This window comes from Leucobacter sp. UCMA 4100, assembly GCF_027853335.1.
Classification (GTDB): Bacteria; Actinomycetota; Actinomycetes; order Actinomycetales; family Microbacteriaceae; genus Leucobacter_A.
The window spans coordinates 224,619-241,076 of record NZ_JAFEUS010000002.1 but is presented as its reverse complement, the minus strand read 5'-3'; the positions used below and the strand labels follow the sequence as shown (position 1 = coordinate 241,076).

Below are 16,458 nucleotides of genomic sequence, written 5' to 3'. Positions count from 1 at the left end.
CTGGAATTGATCAGGGGGCAAGCTGCCTGTCAGGCACCTCTACATTCTTTCGAGGAATACGGCAATGAAAATGCTGCATACCCATACTGCGATGAGAATAGCCAGCTCGAACGCTCGGAGCGGTCGACTCTGGTGGACCGTGCGTTTCGGATGGGCACCGAAACCACGAGTGTCCAGGGCGAGAGCGAGCTCATCGCTATGCCGGAAACTTGCCACGAGAACTGGCAGCGTCGTCCGCAGTAATAATCGCGTCTGTCCACGAATGCTCCCGCGGGCACGTAGTCGAGCCATCCTGCGGGCGGTGCGCAGGTCAGCTCGCATGAGCATAGTGAAACGTTCCCCGAGTAGCACGGTGTCCATGACCCGATAGGAAACACGGAACCGATCAATCAACGAGTCTGCCAGCACCGGCCAGTTCACATAGAAAAACGGCACCACGAGTAGGGCGCTGAGTGCAACGATACGCAACGCCCCGTTCGTCGCGGCCTCTAGAGGCAGCCACAGGCCCATCCCGACCCAAAGAACCAGGGATAGCGCGCCAGCCGCCGCGATAAAGACAGCGGCAAAGCGGGGTTTCGTCACCACTGTCACCAAGAGACAGCACGCCAGCACTGTAATACTGAACCAGGGCCGTTGGGCGAGCAATACCGCGAGCTGTGCGGGAACGGTGAGCAATACGATAATCAGCGGATGCGGAACCCACCTGCGGGAGTTGAAGCGGGTCATATCTGCCAGACCCCTTTGACGATTCCGGTTTGTAGCTCGATGTGATGAGTGGCGATGCCGCGGAAGGAGCCCGCATCATGCGTCGCGATGACGGCGACGCGATCCTGAGCATTTCCTGCTAACAGCGCACGAATCTGTGCTGTGCCAGTCACATCCTGTGCATTCGTAGGTTCGTCCAGCAGGAGAAATGCCGGTCTTCCGGCGACGGCGAGGAGCACCGAGAGCCGCTGTCGTTGCCCGCCCGATAAGTGCTGCGGATGCACTTCGGCCAGACACAAGAGCCCCGCCCGGTTCAACATATCGTCGATCTCCGCGGCACTAGAACGCGCCCCCGGTGGTAATGCCAGGTGTAGCTCCGTCCGAACGGTGTGGGCGAACATGAGCTCGCTCCCGCGTTGTGGCAGGTACCCAATGCCTCTGGTGAGCCTTACCCGCCGTGACGGATCGATGTGCCCGCGCACCCCGCGTTTCTCGCCGGCAAGCGCATCCAGCAGGCTGGTCTTACCCGCGCCGTTTGGGCCCAGCAGCAGCGCGATTGCTCCTCGGGGAAGTGTGAGGGTGGCGTCTCGCAACAACAGTGCGCTGCGTCTGGCGACCGTAAGAGCCTGGGTTGTCAGACCGGGTGCTGTCTGGTGGACGGTCAACGCGCCGAAGTCTGTGTCACTGCTCGAGGTCTCTTTTGCGGGTAGATGCACGCCGATTCTGCGGCAGAAGTCTACGTTCTCACCGTATACACTGGCGGGCTTGTCGTCGAGCGCGATTCTGCCGTTCTCATCGAGTACGATGACCCGATCGGTATGTTCCAGATGTGGGTCCGGACGGTGGTCGAACGCCACGACGGTGAGCTGGCGAGCGGACCGAATCTCCCTGATGATTTTTCCGAGCCGGTGGCTTGCGGTGCGATCCAACTGTGACGCGACCTCGTCGAGCACCAGGATAGGCGCTCGCAGCACGAGTGCTGACGCGAGGGCAAGTCGCTGTTGTTCGCCGCCCGAGAGGGTCAGTGGGTTACGGGATTCGTCAATGTGGCTCAGACCGACGAGGTGCAGGGCTCTGCGCGCCCTGAACGTGGCCTCGTTGGGTGCTATGAGTTGGAAGTCGAGGCCGGCACGGACTTCTGCCAAGACGGTGCTGGCGAAAAGCTGGGTTTCTGGGCGCTGCCAGACCGCAGCGATCGTACCGGAGCGTTGGGCTGAGTCTAGGGTTGCAAGCTGGGTTCCGTTCATGCTGATGCTGCCTGCAACCCGAGCTGTCGTCATATCTTCAAGCACCCCGACCAGTGCGTGTGCCAGACTTGACTTACCGCAACCGGTGGGTCCGGTGATGAGCGTGTAGCTCCCGCTGACCAGCTCCAGGTAAGGTATATTGAGCACCGGATTTGCGCCATCGTAGGCGATTGTGAACTGCTGTATCCGTACGTTGTAGCGGCCAGGGTCGGCCGAGTTCGGGAGGCTCATGCGACGACGATGCGCTGTGGGTTCACATTTGCACGTAGCAATCCGATGGTCATGACCCAGGCGCCCCACCCGTAGAGCACGCCAAGTCCAACCCGAATGATGAGGGCGAGTAGCTTGATGCTGGGGTCTAGCAGCAGAAACTCTTGGTAGAAGAACATGAAACCGAAGCTCATCAGACTCACGATTGCGCAGGCCAGGATGGCCCACCACAGCCAGAACTGGGACCGGGCAGGGGGCCAGGTGGGCTGGGTTTGTGAGCGCAACCGTCTGGTAATGAAGAAGGTGAGTTCGATGACGATGCCCGCGCACAGGGCGAGTGCGCCGAAGCCTGCGACGGTTGTGACAATCGAGGTGAGCAGCGCCGCGCCGCTGCGTTGAATCAGCAGGGCGGCGATGAGGATCCCCAGAAACCAGGGGACTGGTGCCGGGAATGCTAGCCACGGGACCGTGGCTTGTAATGCGACCCCGAGAATTCGTGATACGTGGACGATGATCGCGCCCAGCGCGCCGAGTACAACGAAAGTCAGCAGAGCACGAGTGGAGAATCTGTCGGATTTCAGGCTCGTAATTCTTGTCTCGCCGTTCACAGTTCGATCTCGAAGTCGTCGGTATCGGTGAATGCGCGCCCCGCTGCGAGCCCCTTTTGCGTTGCCCGGAGTCTGGCGAAGTCCAGCCGGGTGTTCGTCATCCCATATTTCCAGTAGCCGAATACCTGTGTTTGCTCGGACAGTAGTCCGAGATGGTGTTTGCAGCGGTGGCGAATTTCGCGCATATCTTCCCGTTCGCCGGCCGCCCACACGCTGGCGTCAGTGGTGAGATCGAATTCGGCGAAAGCAGTGGCCAGTGGGTATTGGCCGTGCGGCTCTACTCGAAACGCGGTGATGGGTTCTGCTAATGCGGAGATCTCCTGTTGCAGGATAGCAAACTCATCCTCCGGGACGGCAGCAAAGACGAAAGTCTCGTCCACGTGGGGCATGGTGCGCAGGAGCCGCGTCGCCGCGGGGAGCGCAGAGGAGTCGGCAAGCAGCACCCGCGGGGTGCCCTCACCGGGGGTGCGGTGCGGGCGTGGTCCGACAATGTCAATGCGGTCGCCAATCCTGAGCTGCGCTAGCCAGCGCATCGCAGGAGAAGCTTCGGCGTGCACTACGAGGTCTATTTGCGCGGTGCGGGTTGCTGGATCGATTTCCACGAGTGTGTATACCCGCGTCGTGGTCTTTGGTACCCCGGGGATTGCGGCGAATTCCTCGGGTGGTTCCGGCAATGCGACGCGGACCGTGGGATTTGCCAGAGTCCATTCGTTGAGTGGGTCGTCGCCAGAAATCGTCGCTGAGATACGAGTGAGTTTTCGTGCGCGGTGCTCAATTGCGGTGACGGTCAGATAGCGGTCCTCGAGCCCCTGCTGATGATCGGGGTGTTTGAGTACCTCGAGTAGTCCTGCGAGCTCGTCTTGGGTGAGGTTGATCGAATCTGTCATGTTGGCCCCGTCAGTATGATGTTAGTAAGGCTAACCTTACTTCTAGTTTGGCGTGGACGCAATCGGACATGGCAGGATGGCGTTATGATCAGATCTGGACGTCCCCGTCGTCTCACCACAGCGGCTATCGTCGACGCGGGCACAAAACTCACGCTCCCGAAGTTGACGGTGCGGGGTATCGCATCCGAACTTGGCGTCAGTGAGATGTCTATCTACCGGCGGGCGGGCAGTATTCAAGGGCTGCGTGACCTTGTCGCGGAAGGGATTGTCGAACGCGCGGACTTTGCGCTTCCAAACCTCGATGACCCTGAAGACGCGCTGGTCGACCTGGCGCGCCGATTACGTGATTTTGTGCTCACAAATCCTGGCATCGCCGAACACCTCACGAGGCTGAGCTCCGCTACGCCGGTATCGGTTGGACGCATTGACCGCTCGCAAGCTGAATTCGCGGAACGCTACGGCATCTCTGCGGCTCAGGCGAGTATTTTGGTTTCGACGATCGCCGAGCACGCGGTAGCTCTTGCCGCCGTAAATCCGCGTTCGCACAGCCAAGTGCGAGATTCCACATCGCTCAGCGCCGCGGTATCGACGGTGCGTGCCGGGGCGCTCGCCACCGCAGCGCTTTCGCCCGAGGAGCGATTCTGCTGGTCGATCCGGGCAACTGCCCGGGGCATGCTGGGGATGCTTGGGCTGCCAATCCGCACCGACACACCATTATCCGGCGGGTGAGGTCGCGTGATGGCTAGCCAAGCTCATATGCACGCCCTTTCGTGCACGTCATGCTGGGTGGGCGACGTCGTAGGCGTGCTGAAGTATCAGTTCTCATCCTCAGAGTGAAGGAAACCACATGAGTGACAACGTCATCCCCGCCGTTGACCGCAGCCTGTCGCCGCATTCTTGTATCTGAGGTGCTGCTCGCCCAGGCCGGGACAGTTGCGGCGCCTGATAAGTTGGCTTCGAGGTAGGCAAAGCACCTGCACGCTCAGATTTGCCAACCGCTGGCGGCGTCTTGCTGCAACCAAAATTCGGCGAACCGACCACCGGGACCAAGGAGCCCGTCCACGGTTCCGTCTTCTACGATGCGGCCATCTTCGATGAACAGCACACGATCCGCCTTTCGAATGCTCGCGAGTCGATGAGCGACAATCACACGGGTGCGCGGTGTTGGATCGTTGGTGAGGGCGGCGGTAATGGCCGCCTCGTTTTCAGTATCGAGGGCGCTGGTCGCTTCATCCACCAGGAGCAGGGGAGCGGGTTTGAGTAAGGCGCGGGCAATGGAAACTCGCTGGCGTTCACCGCCGGAAAGTGCGGCGCCCGCTTCGCCCACTTGGGTGTCCCAGCCGTCGGGCAGCTGGCGCACAACCGTGTCCACTCGCGCCAGGTGGGCGGCAGTATCCAGGGCAGCATCCCCGGCTTTGGGCTGCCCGGCGAGGATGTTGTCACGCACGGTACCGTCAAAAAGATACGGTTCTTGGAACACCACGCTCACCGCGTCCCGTCGTGATGCGGTATCGAACTGGCTCACGTTCTTACCGTCAAGCAGAATACTTCCCGCCGACGGGTTATGCAATCCAGCCAGCAGCGTCAGGATGGTACTCTTACCCGACCCGGAAGGCCCGACAATCGCTGTCGTTGTGCCGGGTTCTAGGACCAGATTGAGCTCATCAAGTACGGGAGCATCGCCAGTTGCGTAGCTAAACCGCACATCACTGAACTCGACGCGTGGCGGCGTGGTGGCGTTGAATTGCTCGTTGCCCGCTGGCGTCGTTGGAGCATCTAGCACCGTTTTGATCCGGCGCAAGGTGCGTGCGGAGGTCTCAACGCCGCCGCTGAGCTCAGCAAGAGAGGTAAACGGTTCAAGGTAACGGACGATGACGACAATCAGCGCGATTGCTTCGGGTACGGTGAGATTGCCATCCACGGTGCGGATAACGGTGGTGCCGGCCAGGGCGATCAGGGCGAGTTGACTGGCGATACTGAAGATAAGTTGCCCCGGGATCTGCATAAATAACAGTTTGCGGGTCGTGCCGTGTTGCGTCGCCAGTGCTTGACCGACTTGGCTGCGTTCTGGGTCAATGCGCCGCGCTGCCCGTAGCGCGTGCTGGGTGCGAGCGAACTCCACGATCCTTTCGGTCAGTTCGCTGTTTGCTGTTGCAGCCTCACGGTCTGCATGCCGGCTGAAATGTCCCGCCGCCCAGTACGCTCCGAGCAGTACCGGAACGAAGGCTAATGCTACAAGTGCAAGTGGCCAGGACACCGGGATGAGTGCCACTGAGATGGCGATAGGCAGTAGTAACGCCCCCAGGATCGGGGTCACCAGGTAGATGATAATGCCCACGAGATCGGGTCCGGCCGCCGCAATGGACTGGCGAGCCGTAGCGGTGTTCTCCGCGGTGAACCACTGGAGTCGGATACGTGAGATGCGTTCAGAAATCGCATGCTGGCTCTCGTCAAGCAACCCAAAACCGAGATTAAAACCGATGCGTGAAATATACCAGTCGACCACCCAGCCGACGGCGGTCACAAGCGCCAGCAGCCCGACCCAGCCCCAGGCATCGGCGGGCTGCACACCGAAAAGTGCGGCTATCAGGGGCACGAGCAGCACTGTGCCGGCGGCCCGCATGATGACACTTACTACGGTGAGGATGAGATGGGCGATGACAGCTCGAGTACTACCGGTGGGTAGGAGCGCGAGTAAGGTGCGAATCATTGGGTGTCCTCAATCGAAGCGGCGTGTGAGACCGGGGTGTGGGCGCCGTGGTGGGAAGCGTGGGAGCCAGCTGCGTCCCAGAGCTGGCGGTATCGTCCGCCACAAGCCAGCAAATGTTTGTGAGTGCCGGTTTCGACTACGCGGCCGTGGTCAACGACAACGATGCGGTCGACAGCGGTAATGGTGTGCAAGCGGTGCGCGATCACCAGTACCGTACGGTTTTGCGTGAGCTGATTGAGAGCCTGCTGCACGAGGTATTCCGATTCCGGATCAGCGAAGGCGGTGGCTTCATCGAGCACCAGGATCGGAGTATCCGCAAGGATGGCACGAGCAATTGTCAGGCGCTGGCGTTCGCCACCTGACAGTGCCGCATCCGGCCCCAGTAGTGTGTCATACCCGTTGGGCATGCGTAGAATACGGTCGTGAAGTTGGGCGGAACGGGCCGCTTGTTCCACCTGTTCATCAGTCGCTTCGGGCTGCGCGAGTGCGATGTTGTCGCGTACGGTGCCTTGCACAAGTTGCGTCTGCTGGAACACAAATCCGACACGAGCATAAAGTTCATCGGGGGTGAGCCCCCGGATATCCTGTCCATCGATCCGGATCGAGCCCGCATCAACATCGTGGAACCGCGCTAGTAGTGCTGCCAGGGTAGATTTTCCGGATCCAGAGGACCCCACCAACGCGGTAACAGTCCCCGGTTGGAGGGTGAGAGAAATGTCTTCCAGAGTTGGAACTCCCGGAACGTACGAAAAGTTCACCTTGTCGAAGGTCACCTTGCCGGATGCCGTCGCAGGGGATGTCATCGGGTCGTTGTTGACATCCGCTTGGACTGGGTTTTCCACTTCGAGCTCACGTTCATCGAGTACGAGCTGCACGCGTTTGGCGGCTAAGAGTCCGGTGCGCAGACCTGATAGGCCGTAGCCGATCCCAAGCAATCTCCCGCCGAAGGTCGTCCCGAGGAAGAGGAACGGGAGTAGGGCCACCGGATCCATACTGCCCGTGGTGACAAAAAGTGTGCCGAATGACGTTATGACCAGCAGAAAAGTTGCGGGGCGGGTGGCCAGATCCATGAGTGACTTCTGCCCGTTGAACGGTCGTTGCCAGTCGTTTAAGAACGCGATGTACTCACTGAGTCGATTGTGGAAGGTCGACGCTGTGGCTCCGCCAAATACTCGCACTACGGGTTGACCTTCCAGATAGCTGCCTGCTTCACTATTCATCCGGTCGGCCCAACGGAGCGACTGCGCGGTTTTGACTCCAGATTGCACCAACATGATGTACATCGTGATGATATAGACGAGCACCGGTACAAAGAGCAGTAGTGCCATCCGCCAGTCAACGACGAAAAGGTACCCGAGCACCCCGAGGGGTGCAACAACAGCTGCAACGGCATCCGGTACCGCATGTGTCACAAGATAATGTAACGCGAATGTATCGTCCTGTACGAGTTGTTTAACTTGCCCCGACGTGCGTGAGTCGAACCAGCCAAGCGGCAGACGTGAGAGTTTACGCAGCATCCTGCCCCGCAACTCCCGCTCGAACCTGGCATCGATCCAGTGCAGCCACAGTAATAATGCTGACGAGAACAACACACCGGCCCCGATGAGGACCACTGCCCAGATCCCGACCGATATTAGTGCCTGGCGCGCTGCCCCGGTGAGGAGCATGCGGGACAGCTCGACAAGTAGAAAGAATGGTGCCAGCTGCATGAGGGTAACCAGCGCTTGCACCACCCCCGCGATTATGAATGTTGATTTAAGGGGTTTGAGGAGGCGTCGACCAGATTGGGAGCGCCACTGGCTGGTCGCTGCCTGTTTTCCGGTCATTTCATCGTTTTGTTGGGGTATCTGAACTGGCTCTGCTGGGGTGGTCGCTTCTGGTGTGGGGTGCGATGTCGTACTCGCCTCGTCTTGTGAACGATTCTTCCCCATTGCCCGCCCCCGAACCCAGTACGCATGCAAATGCAGTTCGGATTTCGGGAAGCCGAACTCATCGCGTAACCGAGGCCGAAGATGTTTTAATGTTCCGGACTCAGGTGCAACCCACGCGTACCAATTCGACCAGTCACGGGGTTCGATCGCAGCTGCAAGTGTTTCGGGGCCACGGTACGGCACCCAATGCGTGGTGAGCCGCGGGTGGGAGGTGAGCGGAATCAGTTGGTCATCCGGGTCATGCTCTTCCAAATAGAGGTCAACTTGGAGATGTTTGGGAATGGTCTCCAGGATGCCATTGATTGCCGGGATCGATGCCGAGTCACCGATGAGTAGGTAGGCAGCGGGCAATTCCTCAGGAACTTCGAATTTGACTGAACCCAAAGCCATAACCGCCACGCGCATGCCCGGCTTAGCAGCCACGGCCCAAGTCGAAGCGGGACCGCTGGGCTCGTGGAGTACAACATCGATGGTGAACTCACCGGTGTCTTCGTTCGCTTCGACGATAGTGTATCCGCGTTGGTGTTCAACGCCGCTGCCGTCAGGATCTGGAAACCAAAACCGTAAATATACTGCGGGCCCTGATTCGGCTTCGTCAAAGAGAGTCGGTGAAACCAACCGTATCCGCAAATATTTTGGGGTGAGATATTCCTTGTCAATAACCGTGGCGATGTGGTCCTGTGCGCCGAAGGTGCGCATGAGCACACCGTTGAATCCCCGCTTGGCCATCAGATTCCTTGTCCTATAGCTCGTAGTTCTGCCAAAAATATTTCCACGTCGCGTCCCGGCGGAGCAATGTCAACGAACCCCCGGATTGCTGCGGTCAGTAGTAAGCGCACGTATGAATCCGAGTCAATCTGCGGTAGCACACTGTGGGGTTGGTGCAGGTGAGCATCCGCTAGGAGTCCCTGCGTTGCGTGAGTTCGTTGCGCATCGAGTTCTTTAGCGTGCAGTTGTTGGGACTCTTCTGCCGCCGCATATCCGATGGTCGTGGATGCAACGGCACTTGCAAGCACAATGGCGGCATCTGGTGCATAGCCGCGTCGAACAAGCGCTTCGACTTCGGTTGAGAGTAGTGCCCGGCCACCTTCGCCCCGCGGAAACAGTGTCTGAAGGTAGGTGACCAAACCGGGATGCTCGATACTGTGCTCGCGCAACTGCAGCCCGAAGGACAGTAAGTGTTGCACCGGGTCATGGGCGGGATCGTCGTGCAATTGCAATTCACCGAGAAGCTGTTCGCCTAGCAGACGTTCAAGACCCCAGCGTCCCTCAACATGGCGATATAGTGCGGCAGCCGATACGTCGAGTCGACTGGCAACGGCGTTCAGACTCAATGCCCGCATTCCGACCGCTCGGCTCGCTCGAAGAATATCCTCGACTTCGATCTGACGAGGACGACCGCCAATTTGCTTCTCCATTCAGTACCGCCAATCCAGGTTAGTTGCCACCAGTAACTAAGGGTAGCCTAAGATGAACAGGAAAGACAGGGTGGTCCAGACTGATCGGGCGCCTGACTAATGCAATCCGTCGTGGCTTCCGCGCCATGGTCGACATGAGCGTGGCAGTGTCACCACCCAGTATGTAAGCCTGGATCCACCGATAAATTTGGTGTGAGTTCGGCGGTTTAACTGAAGAAGTGCCTTTTGACCTGGAATAATAGTAGTTGTTCACGCCACTATTTCTAGGATCAGAAAGGCACCTCTGAGATGCTATTCAATCACAGTGCTGCTGGTATTGCCTATTCGTTTGATGAACCGAATCTCGTGTCGTCGGCTGGGCTTGCTCCCGTGTTGCGGTTGGCGCAGTCTGCGGGGCTGAAACGTTTAGCTGATGAGTGGATCACGGTGGCTAATACTGGGGCCGATAAGGGTGCGAATCCAGGGACGAAGATCACGTCGCTGGTCGCTGGGATGGCTGCTGGTGCCGACAGCATCGATGACATGGATCTGCTGCGGCATGGTGGGATGAAATCATTGTTCCATCGGGTGTATGCGCCCTCAACACTGGGCTCACACCTGCGCGAATACACGCATGGGCATGTGAAACAATTAGCCGCAGTCGCTTCCAGGTTTCTGACCAACCTGAGTGACCACACGGACTTGTTGCCGGTCAGGTCACCGGATGGCACCGGTGGTGACATGGTCTTTGTCGACGTGGATGACACGGTTATTGAAGTCTTTTCGCCCAACAAACACGGTGCTGGAATCGGCTATAACAAACTGCGCGGCCTCAACGGATTGACCGCCACGATTTCCACAGCCAAAGCAGCACCGCTGGTGCTTGGTCAGCAGTTACGCAAAGGGGCAGCTCATTCGGTGCGAGGCGCTGACAAATTAGTCAGTGACAGCCTGGCCACTGCCAAACGCATCATCGATCCCGATACCCCTGTGTTGGCGCGGTTTGATTCGGCCTTTTATAGTGCCAACGTCGCCAAAGCAGTCCGCGCGGCTGGAGTCCACTACTCAGTGACCCTGCCCCAAAACGCTGCCGTGAAGAAAGCTATTGCTCACATCCCGGCCGAGGCCTGGAGAGGGATCAATTACCCACAGGCGATCTATGACGACGAAACGGGTCGATGGATCTCTGATGCGCAGGTGGCTGAAATTGATTTCACCGCCTTCTCGTCCAAAGCCCAAGAGGAGCAACTGGCTGGCCGGTTGGTGGTCCGCCGCATCCCGGAACTCAATACCACCAAACTGGCAGCCGCTCAAGGCCAGCTGTTTGACACGTTCCGTTATCACGCCTTCTTTACTACCGTCGAACAATCTGTCTTGGATACGGTGGCTGCAGACAAAGTCCACCGTCAACATGCCGTCGTCGAGCAGGTTTTTGCTGATCTCAAAGCCGGGCCATTAGCCCACATGCCCTCCGGGCGGTTTTATGCCAACGCGGCCTGGCTAGTCATCGCGGCCATCAGCCACAATCTGCTGCGAGCAGCAGGCAGTGTTGCCGGTGGCAAGCTGGTCAATGCCAGAACGGTCAGCCTGCGCCAGAAACTGGTCAATATTCCCGCCCGGATTGCGCATCGGGCTCGCAAACTGATCCTGCATTTACCTACGCACTGGAAATGGGCCACCGCCTTTGACCGGCTATGGCACAACACGCTGAGCCCACCACAGCTGGCCACACCGTGACCACCCAGCCCGAAAAGGGGCGCCCGGCCGAGCAGCAGAAAGGAATGCTCGGAAACCCATCAGTGGACACAACCGGTGCCAGGCCGGGAGACATCAACGACCCCAAAACGCTCAACCGCGCACCATCGATTCCTCAGCGTCGCAACTGCACATCGCTTATCTAATCGGTGGATCCAGGCTTAGGTGAGTGGCCCCGACCAACACGGTCGGGGCCACTTCTTGCCTCGTGACCGAACCGTGGCCTCTCAGACTTGTGCGTCCACACAACGCCGCGACGGTCCATGTCGTCACCGGACGGTGGCGAATTCCTAATCCTAAGGAGAAACCCCTTGCCCATCTCAAACCTACGAGAAACGTCAACCAAGCTTCTCGCGGGGGTGGCTGCCGCTATTGCTGCGGTCACCCTTGTGGGGTGCTCCACATCAGCGCCTCACTCCAACGATGCGTCCCGTGACCTGGCTCCTGTCGAGGCAGCTCCACCCGCAGTGGATATCACCGCTCTGACTCAGGGCGACAGGGTCAGCGTCCCTGCGCTCGACGCCCTGGGCGAGGCCACCGTGCTAGACACGCCATCCGAAGGCAGCCGGCGCGTGGATGTGGAGTTCTCAGCAGTACCCATCGACGCTGTGGAAGCCTACGACACCGCGGACAGCGCCCGCGCGTGCACGATGATCACTGCACCGGAGGCTGATGGCGTGATCATCGCCTATGTGGACGCGCCGAACGGCACGCGAAGCACGTTCGAGGACCAGCCGGACGGCTCCCAGGCTGCCGAGCTGCTGTGCGTTTCGCAGATGAGTGCCGGAGACGGGACCGCTCTGCTGCCATACCTGGACGAGCGCAAGGCTGCCGTACTGGATGGCAGCGAGGTGGTCATCCTCGCCAGCGTCGGCGAAAGCGCTCTCGGGGAGATGCGGCGTGGCGCTGACTGAGTGCACCCAACAGGGACTCGGCTCGGTGATCCCGGAGAGGTGGAATGCGCCTCTCCGGGATCACTTCTGTTCCAAGGCGTCTCTCGCGTGCTTCCTCTTGTGGGAGGGCATACCCGGAAGCGGGATCATTTCACCGCACAGTTCGCACTCCACGACGCGCGGATGGGCGTATCGAGCGTGGTGGTCGCGATTGTTGCGGTAGGCGAACGACCGGATAGGGTCGCACTGCTCGCACGTGAACAGGCCGCCGTCCTGAGTGAGGGCGAACCCCTCGGTCTGCCGCCATGTGCCCTCATCGTCGCCCCATGCCCTGAACCGCACCCGCGCTAGGTTAATGCCTGAGCTGCCGAAATAGCCCTTCTGCGCACCACCATGTCCGGGATCGGGGAGGATTTCGACGCGTTCCACAATACGCCGCACCATCGTCTGCCGCGTCTCGTCAGGGAGCGCCTGGAACTCCTCGTAGGTCAGCGGGTCGACTTGTAGCGGCAGTCCGCGAGGCAGCAGGTCGGCCTGCTGGTTCTGGGCCAAATCTCGATCCGCTCGCGCTGCGCTGAGGCGGGCCATCAGGCCGGGGTAAGCCTCCAGCGGTGTGGTCCGGTCAGCGACCATCGCACTCAGCACCTCGATCTCTTCGTCAGCCTGCGCGATGCTTGCCCGGAGCGCCTCTAGATTCTCGCGGGTCTGCTCGCTGTGAATCGCCTCGAACTGCGCGCGCTGAGCTTCCAAAGCCTCCTCACTCTGGAGCACTGCCCCCGTGAACGTCTCTAAGAACATCAGGAGGCTGGCGGCTCTGATCGCGCGACCTGTGCAGGGAATGCCTCGCTGCTTCGAATCGCAGATGTACGCTCCTGCGCGACGAGACGAAATCATGCGCCTCCCGCATCCCTCGCAGTACACGAGACCTGCCAAAGGAAGGCCACGCGCAGACTGCCGCCGGCTGGTCAAGCGCTTGGGCGCGACGAGAATTTGAAGCGCCCGGTACTCCTCGGGCGTGACAACTGCCGAGTGCGCCTTGAGGGGCTGCCCGGTGGTATCCAGAACCAACTCGCGGGCATCGGGGCGTTGACGGCCCTGCTCGTCGCGTGCCGCCAGCGACTGGTACCCCGCAAGGATCGGATGGCGCAACACTCTCACCACCGACTTGTACGACCACGGTTTGCCCGCGGCCGTGATGCAGCCGTCATGGGACAGAGATTCGACCACCTGCGCGATCCCCGCGCCTCCCAGCACCTCATCCACCATGCGCCGGACCAGCTTGGTTTGCTCTGGGTGCAGGCGCAGCCGGATGACCCCATCCTCCCCGCGGGGAGCCTTCTCCCATCCGTAGGGAGCGATGCCGTTCCATCCGCCCCGCTGCCGCAGCGCCGCCGCTGTAGCCCTCAGGCGCTCCGAGGTACGGCTGGCCTCGGCTTGAGCCAGAGCGGAGAGCGTCGACGTCAGCAGCACGCTCTCCGCCGTGGTCGTGTCGTGATCCACTGCCTCCGTGACGATCAGCATCCTCTTACGGCGGCACTCCTCCACGATGGCCGAGACTTCAGCCTGGTTCCGGCCCAGCCGGTCTAGGACCCTGACCATGAGCACGCGTACGGAGCCTGACCTTATGGCGGTGACCAGAGCCTCACGTTGCGGGCGAGCCCTGTACTGCTGCCATCCCGACACGACTTCCTCGTAGATGTCGTCCTCACGCAGCGTGAACCCTCGCCGCTTGGCCGTCGTCCATGCCCACTCCCGCTGATCCTCGATACTGTGACTCGACTCATCGGGTGTGTTCGACTTGCGGATATAGGCGATGGCTTCCATAGAGTCATTTTAGCGTTGGTTCCTCCAGGAGCGGGGAAGACGATGCTGGCTGAACGCCTACCGACGATTCTCCCGAGGCTGAGCGATGAAGCCTCGTTGCGGGCAACGAGTATTCACTCACTCATCTCGAACGATACGCTCACCTCACTCATGAGGGTTCCGCCGTTCGAACACCCACACCACACCGCGTCACCCGCAGCAATGATTGGTGCTGCGAGGGGCGGTGGGCTCATTCCGGGCAGCTTATCGCTGGCCTCAGAAGGCGTGCTCTTTCTTGATGAGGCGGCAGAATTCTCGCGCAATGTTCTCGATGCTCTGCGCCAACCTCTTGAACAAGGAAAGGTGCATATTCATCGCGCGAGTCTGCGAGCAACATTGCCCGCTAGCGTTCAACTCGTGCTCGCACACAACCCCTGTCCCTGCGGTAAGGCGGGTGCTGAAGCCACCGACGCGTTCTGCTCATGCACGCCGATGCAACGCCGGCGCTATGCTTCGCGTATCTCTGGCCCTTTGAGAGATCGCATCGACCTTGGCATCACGCTGAGAAGGGTCGCGAGTGTGAACGGTGGTGCCGGCGAGCAGCAGGACACCCAGACGAGCGAAAAACTGCGAGCTCGTGTAAACGAGGCGCGGGCAGCTGCAGCAGAACGTCTTGCGGGTACCCCATGGCACGTCAATGCTGAGGTCTCGGGCGGGTGGCTCAGAGAAGGAAAACTTCGTCTGAGCGCTCACACCACGGCATTACTCGATCGTGCACTCGCACTTGGAACGCTGACGCTTCGCGGGTATGACCGGGCGCTTCGCGTTGCTTGGTCGGTGGCTGATCTCGCAGGCAAAACCTCACCCGGTGCCGCCGAGGTAAGCCGTGCACTCATGTTTCGCGAGGCACGTTCATGAAAGAGAGCGTCCTGAAGAGCTTGGTTCCTGTCGGAGCAGAACGCGAGATCATTGCCAGCCTGTTTCAAGCCCCCACCGACAGCCATGAAGCAACGCGCGCAGCACTGGCCATGAATACCCACCCTTTTGCCGGGCACAGCGCCGAAGACGCGGTACTTACTGAGGCGTTTGCAACCGTCGCCTGGGCTCGCATGTGCGAACCAGGCGACCGAGTCGCCAGGAAGCTCGTCTCGACACTGGGAGCCGCCGGCTCGCTTGGCCACCTCATTGAGGGGACCTCGGCGGCGAAGCTTGCAGCCCTTGCCGCCGAGGCATGCCAGTCGCCCGCGCATTCACCGAGTGGCAGCGTTTCTCTTGCACCGAGTAAGGCTGAGATTGCTGCTGGCCTCGGGAGATGGCGCCCGCGACTCAACCGTGCTGCAACGGTCACTGACTGTGAATCGGCTCGGGCGCATCACATGCGTCTACTCACCGAGGCTTCGCCTGCCTGGCCAGGTCGCCTGGCAGATCTCGGCGATCACGCCCCATTGACGCTCTGGGTGATTGGAGATGTACCGCTACTGAGCATCGCGGGGCTTGCCGTGGTTGGCTCACGAGCCTGCACCTCATACGGCGAGCAGGTCACCGGCGAACTTGTGCAGGGCACGGTGCAACACGGAAGATCGATTATCTCGGGTGCGGCGTACGGGATTGACGGTGTGGCGCACCGGGCGGCTCTTGCCGCAGGTGGCCGCACCGTTGCTGTGCTCGCCGGGGGAGCCGACCGGCGCTATCCCGCAGCACACGATGCGCTGATTGGGCGCATCGGAGAAACGGGTGCAGTCATCTCGGAGATGATTCCGGGTTCCCCGCCAACGCGGTGGCGCTTCCTGATGCGCAATCGGCTTATCGCGGCACTTGCTGAGGCCACGCTCATCACCGAAGCCGGAACACGATCTGGGGCGATCAACACCGCGGGCCACGCAGCTGAGATCGGGCGACCGCTCGGCGCCGTTCCTGGTCCCATCACCTCAGCGAGTTCGTTCGGGTGTTTTCGTGTGATTGAAGAGTACGGTGCAGCGCTCATCACGAAAACAGCTGATCTCGAATTGCTTATGGGTGTGGGGCAGGGCGCGGGAGAAGGAGCGAGCTATACCGAAGACCCCTGCGGTGAGGGGCCATTCCCGCGGGAACTCTCACTGCATCAGCGCGTCACAGACGCGTTACCGCGAAGAGGATCTCGAGGAGTCGACGAGGTCGCGCGCAACGCAGGCATCACCCTTGACGAGGCTGCGACTGCCCTCATGGAACTGGAGCTTTTGCAAAAAGTAGTACGCGTTGGGACAGACTCCGTGGCTGCACCGGTAGAGCAGGCGCGCTGGGCACTCGTCAGGAGGTCGCGATAGCATGAAACC

General features: G+C 60.3%; 14 protein-coding genes. 6 read left to right on the top strand and 8 right to left on the bottom strand.

What is annotated here, in order from left to right; all coding sequences use genetic code 11:
• Nucleotides 1-39: 39 nt before the first annotated feature.
• From JSO19_RS01325 to JSO19_RS01310, 4 genes are read right to left on the bottom strand one after another with little or no spacing between them, the layout of a single operon-like run.
• Nucleotides 40-726, bottom strand: coding sequence for an energy-coupling factor transporter transmembrane component T (locus JSO19_RS01325; RefSeq protein ID WP_025388378.1), 687 nt, complete (start codon nt 724-726; stop codon nt 40-42).
• Nucleotides 723-2,183 carry an ATP-binding cassette domain-containing protein gene (locus tag JSO19_RS01320; RefSeq protein ID WP_006821247.1) on the bottom strand — a complete coding sequence of 487 codons (1,461 nt, stop codon included), beginning with the start codon at nt 2,181-2,183 and terminating at the stop codon, nt 723-725. The genes JSO19_RS01325 and JSO19_RS01320 overlap by 4 nt, the downstream gene beginning before the upstream one ends.
• Nucleotides 2,180-2,770: a hypothetical protein gene (locus JSO19_RS01315; protein WP_006821246.1), complete on the bottom strand. Its 591-nt coding sequence runs from the start codon at nt 2,768-2,770 to the stop codon at nt 2,180-2,182. Before JSO19_RS01315 ends, JSO19_RS01320 begins: the two co-directional genes overlap by 4 nt.
• Nucleotides 2,767-3,657, bottom strand: coding sequence for a siderophore-interacting protein (locus tag JSO19_RS01310; RefSeq protein ID WP_006821245.1), 891 nt, complete (start codon nt 3,655-3,657; stop codon nt 2,767-2,769). The genes JSO19_RS01315 and JSO19_RS01310 overlap by 4 nt, the downstream gene beginning before the upstream one ends.
• 84 nt (nt 3,658-3,741) lie before the next feature.
• Between JSO19_RS01310 and JSO19_RS01305 the strand changes: the two genes are divergently transcribed.
• Nucleotides 3,742-4,386, top strand: coding sequence for a TetR/AcrR family transcriptional regulator (locus JSO19_RS01305; protein ID WP_006821244.1), 645 nt, complete (start codon nt 3,742-3,744; stop codon nt 4,384-4,386).
• 253 nt (nt 4,387-4,639) lie between these two features.
• Here the strand turns inward: JSO19_RS01305 and JSO19_RS01300 are convergent, their stop codons facing one another.
• From JSO19_RS01300 to JSO19_RS01290, 3 genes are read right to left on the bottom strand one after another with little or no spacing between them, the layout of a single operon-like run.
• Complete coding sequence (locus JSO19_RS01300; protein WP_101598861.1) at nt 4,640-6,367, bottom strand: ABC transporter ATP-binding protein; 1,728 nt, start codon at nt 6,365-6,367, stop codon at nt 4,640-4,642.
• Nucleotides 6,364-9,027 carry an ABC transporter ATP-binding protein/permease gene (locus JSO19_RS01295; protein WP_180959783.1) on the bottom strand — a complete coding sequence of 888 codons (2,664 nt, stop codon included), beginning with the start codon at nt 9,025-9,027 and terminating at the stop codon, nt 6,364-6,366. Before JSO19_RS01295 ends, JSO19_RS01300 begins: the two co-directional genes overlap by 4 nt.
• Nucleotides 9,027-9,716: a TetR family transcriptional regulator gene (locus tag JSO19_RS01290; protein ID WP_101598864.1), complete on the bottom strand. Its 690-nt coding sequence runs from the start codon at nt 9,714-9,716 to the stop codon at nt 9,027-9,029. Before JSO19_RS01290 ends, JSO19_RS01295 begins: the two co-directional genes overlap by 1 nt.
• Nucleotides 9,717-10,004: 288 nt before the next feature.
• Here JSO19_RS01290 and JSO19_RS01285 point away from each other — a divergent pair, with 288 nt between their 5' ends.
• From JSO19_RS01285 to JSO19_RS01275, 3 genes are all read left to right on the top strand, one after another.
• The gene (locus tag JSO19_RS01285; RefSeq protein WP_006821979.1) at nt 10,005-11,432 is read left to right on the top strand and encodes an IS1380 family transposase; all 1,428 of its coding nucleotides are present in this window, start codon (nt 10,005-10,007) and stop codon (nt 11,430-11,432) included.
• A complete protein-coding gene (locus JSO19_RS01280; RefSeq protein ID WP_270909233.1) occupies nt 11,429-11,596 on the top strand; it encodes a hypothetical protein in 168 nt (55 codons plus the stop codon). Before JSO19_RS01285 ends, JSO19_RS01280 begins: the two co-directional genes overlap by 4 nt.
• 321 nt (nt 11,597-11,917) lie before the next feature.
• Nucleotides 11,918-12,364, top strand: coding sequence for a hypothetical protein (locus tag JSO19_RS01275; protein WP_087002911.1), 447 nt, complete (start codon nt 11,918-11,920; stop codon nt 12,362-12,364).
• A 60-nt stretch (nt 12,365-12,424) separates the two neighbouring features.
• On the opposite strand, the gene JSO19_RS01270 is transcribed toward JSO19_RS01275, so the two are convergent.
• Entirely contained in the window at nt 12,425-14,167 is a 1,743-nt protein-coding gene (locus JSO19_RS01270) for a recombinase family protein (RefSeq protein WP_087002908.1), read from the bottom strand.
• Between JSO19_RS01270 and JSO19_RS01265 the strand changes: the two genes are divergently transcribed.
• Nucleotides 14,114-15,064 (top strand): ATP-binding protein, encoded by a 951-nt coding sequence (locus tag JSO19_RS01265; RefSeq protein ID WP_270909232.1) that lies wholly within the window; start codon nt 14,114-14,116, stop codon nt 15,062-15,064. The two genes, JSO19_RS01270 and JSO19_RS01265, sit on opposite strands and share 54 nt — an antisense overlap.
• Nucleotides 15,061-16,449, top strand: a complete 1,389-nt coding sequence (gene dprA / locus JSO19_RS01260; RefSeq protein WP_270909231.1) for a DNA-processing protein DprA — start codon at nt 15,061-15,063, stop codon at nt 16,447-16,449. The genes JSO19_RS01265 and dprA overlap by 4 nt, the downstream gene beginning before the upstream one ends.
• The last annotated feature ends 9 nt before the right edge of the window (nt 16,450-16,458 follow it).

Bases quoted from the DNA above. Each gene is read 5' to 3' on its own strand.
- JSO19_RS01310 (WP_006821245.1), bottom strand. From the start codon at position 3,657: ATGACAGATTCGATCAACCTCACCCAAGACGAGCTCGCAGGACTACTC.
- JSO19_RS01270 (WP_087002908.1), bottom strand. From the start codon at position 14,167: ATGGAAGCCATCGCCTATATCCGCAAGTCGAACACACCCGATGAGTCG.
- JSO19_RS01285 (WP_006821979.1), top strand. From the start codon at position 10,005: ATGCTATTCAATCACAGTGCTGCTGGTATTGCCTATTCGTTTGATGAA.
- JSO19_RS01300 (WP_101598861.1), bottom strand. From the start codon at position 6,367: ATGATTCGCACCTTACTCGCGCTCCTACCCACCGGTAGTACTCGAGCT.
- JSO19_RS01295 (WP_180959783.1), bottom strand. From the start codon at position 9,027: ATGGCCAAGCGGGGATTCAACGGTGTGCTCATGCGCACCTTCGGCGCA.
- dprA (WP_270909231.1), top strand. From the start codon at position 15,061: ATGAAAGAGAGCGTCCTGAAGAGCTTGGTTCCTGTCGGAGCAGAACGC.
- JSO19_RS01305 (WP_006821244.1), top strand. From the start codon at position 3,742: ATGATCAGATCTGGACGTCCCCGTCGTCTCACCACAGCGGCTATCGTC.
- JSO19_RS01320 (WP_006821247.1), bottom strand. From the start codon at position 2,183: ATGAGCCTCCCGAACTCGGCCGACCCTGGCCGCTACAACGTACGGATA.
- JSO19_RS01290 (WP_101598864.1), bottom strand. From the start codon at position 9,716: ATGGAGAAGCAAATTGGCGGTCGTCCTCGTCAGATCGAAGTCGAGGAT.
- JSO19_RS01325 (WP_025388378.1), bottom strand. From the start codon at position 726: ATGACCCGCTTCAACTCCCGCAGGTGGGTTCCGCATCCGCTGATTATC.